The organism is Nocardioides sp. (assembly GCF_031397825.1).
Classification (GTDB): Bacteria; Actinomycetota; Actinomycetes; order Propionibacteriales; family Nocardioidaceae; genus Nocardioides.
In genome coordinates this window covers 1-2,255 of the sequence record NZ_JANNML010000131.1, presented here as the reverse complement: position 1 = coordinate 2,255, position 2,255 = coordinate 1, and the positions used below count along the sequence as shown (strand labels likewise).

Genomic DNA, 2,255 nt, shown 5'->3' with positions numbered 1-2,255 from the left:
CGACATCGACGAGGCCGTGAAGCTCGGCGACCAGGTCGCCGTGCTGCGGGTGGGCGGGCAGGTGGCCCAGCTCGCCGACCCCGCCACCCTCCTGGGCGACCCCCACGACGACTTCGTGGCCGACTTCGTGGGCCGCGACCGCGGCTACCGGGGCCTGGGGTTCCGCCCGGCTCCACCGGTGGCGACCCGCGACGAGGCCACCGTGGCCCTCGGCGCCACCGCCGACCCCGACGACGCGACCGACGGCTGGCTCGTGGTCGTCGACGACGAACGACGCCCGGTCGGGTGGATCGAGCCCGCGCGCGTGTCGGGCCCCGTCACGGAGACCGACCTTCACCGCGGCGGCACGGTGGCGCGCGCTGAGGGGTCGACCCGAGCACTCCTGGACGCCGCCCTCTCCTCGCCGAGCGGGCGCGGCGTCGTGGTGGATGCCGATGGGGTGCTGCTCGGCACGGTGACCGCCGCGGAGGTCGTCGCCGCCCTGAGCAAGCCCGCGCGGCCCCCGTCGGAGGGGGCACGGGCATGACCTGGGTGCTGGACCACCTCGACGACATCGGGTCCTACACGCTCGACCACGCGTGGCTGGCCGGTCTGCCTCTGGTCATCGGACTGCTTCTCGCGATCCCGCTGGGGTGGGCGGCCCGGCGGGTGTCCTGGCTCTACACCCCGCTCGTGGTCGGCACCGGCCTGCTCTACACGATCCCCTCGCTGGCCCTCTTCGTGCTCATGCCGCTGTTCCTGGGCACCCGCATCCTCGACACCGTCAACGTCGTGGTGGCCATGACGATCTACACCGTGGCGCTCCTGACCCGCACGGTCGCCGATGCCCTCGCCGCCGTCGACGAGTCGGTGAGTGCCTCGGCCACGGCCATGGGCTTCGGGGCCCTGCGCCGGTTGCTGACCGTCGAGCTGCCGCTCGCCGTACCGGTCATCGCGGCCGGCATGCGCGTCGCGGCGGTCAGCAACGTCAGCATCGTCAGCGTCGCCGCGCTCATCGGCATCCCCCAGCTCGGCTCGCTGTTCACCGACGGCTTCCAGCGCAACTTCCTCGACCCGGTGATCGCCGGCCTCGTGGCCTGCGTCCTGCTGGCCCTGCTCTTCGACCTCGTCATCGTGCTGGTCACCCGGGTGCTCACGCCGTGGCAACGGACTCCGGCGGCGCCCGGTGAACCGCGCGAGCAGGAGGTGCCGGCGTGAACGACGTCATCACCTGGCTCGGCGACGGCGCCAACTGGAGCGGCGGGGAGGGTATCCCGCTGCGGCTGTGGGAGCACCTGCTCTACTCCGGCATCGCGCTCGGGCTCGCGGCGCTGATCGCCGTCCCTCTCGGGCTCGTCGTCGGCCACACCGGCCGCGGACGCTTCCTGGCCGTCAACGTCACCGGCGCCTTTCGCGCCATCCCCAGCCTCGGCCTGCTGTTCGTCGGCATCATGCTCATCAGTCCGCAGCTCTCCGGTGAGGCCAGCGTGCTGGTGCCCACCGAGATCGTCCTGACGGTGCTGGCCATCCCGCCGATCCTCGCCGGCGCCTATGCCGGCGTGGAGCAGGTCGACGCCGCTGCCCGCGACGCCGCGAAGGGCATGGGCATGACCGGCTCCGAGGTGCTCTGGCGCGTCGAGGTGCCCTGCGCGATGCCGCTGATCGCCTCGGGTCTGCGCTCGGCTGCCCTGCAGGTCATCGCCACCGCGACCCTGGCCGCGACCGTGGGGCTGGGCGGCCTCGGCCGCTACCTCATCGACGGCCTGTCGGTCCGCGACTACACCCAGATGGCCAGCGGCGCGCTGCTCGTCGCCGCGCTGGCCCTCACCGTCGACCTCGTCGCGTCGCTGCTGCAGCGGCTCGTGGTCTCCCCTGGACTCTCCGGCAAAGCGGCCGGGAGAAGGACGTCCGTCCGTACAACCCTTCGGACCTCGGGGTCCTGACGAAAGGCACGATCCAATGAAGCGCACTCCCTTGATCGCCTCGCTCACGACGGTCGCCCTGCTCGGCCTCGCCGGCTGCGGTGGTGGCGACGACGCCCTGGAGTCCGACAGCTCGGGCGACTCCGGCGACTCGGGCTCGTCCTCCGGCGAGGTCGTCGTCGGGTCGGCGAACTTCCCCGAGAACGCCCTGCTGGCCGAGATCTACGCCGGTGCGCTCAACGGCGCCGGTGTCGAGGCCTCGACGCGGCTCAACATCGGCAGCCGCGAGGTCTACATCCCCGCCATCGAGGACGGCTCCATCGACATCCTGCCGGAGTACACCGGCGTGCTGCG

3 protein-coding genes and 1 pseudogene are annotated in these 2,255 nt (G+C 72.5%); all 4 read left to right on the top strand.

Features of this window, described 5'->3' with window-relative positions:
• Positions 1 to 526 (top strand): annotated as a pseudogene (locus tag RMN98_RS11505) (ABC transporter ATP-binding protein); the annotation flags it as partial.
• Entirely contained in the window at positions 523 to 1,197 is a 675-nt protein-coding gene (locus RMN98_RS11500) for an ABC transporter permease (protein ID WP_309648954.1), read from the top strand. The pseudogene RMN98_RS11505 and the gene RMN98_RS11500, both read left to right, overlap by 4 nt.
• Complete coding sequence (locus RMN98_RS11495) at positions 1,194 to 1,922, top strand: ABC transporter permease (protein ID WP_309648953.1); 729 nt, start codon at positions 1,194 to 1,196, stop codon at positions 1,920 to 1,922. Before RMN98_RS11500 ends, RMN98_RS11495 begins: the two co-directional genes overlap by 4 nt.
• A gap of 16 nt (positions 1,923 to 1,938) precedes the next feature.
• The coding region (locus RMN98_RS11490) for a glycine betaine ABC transporter substrate-binding protein (RefSeq protein WP_309648952.1) at positions 1,939 to 2,255 on the top strand (317 nt) is incomplete at its 3' end.

Coding starts and splice junctions, on each gene's coding strand:
- RMN98_RS11500 (WP_309648954.1), top strand. CDS start 523: ATGACCTGGGTGCTGGACCACCTCGACGACATCGGGTCCTACACGCTC.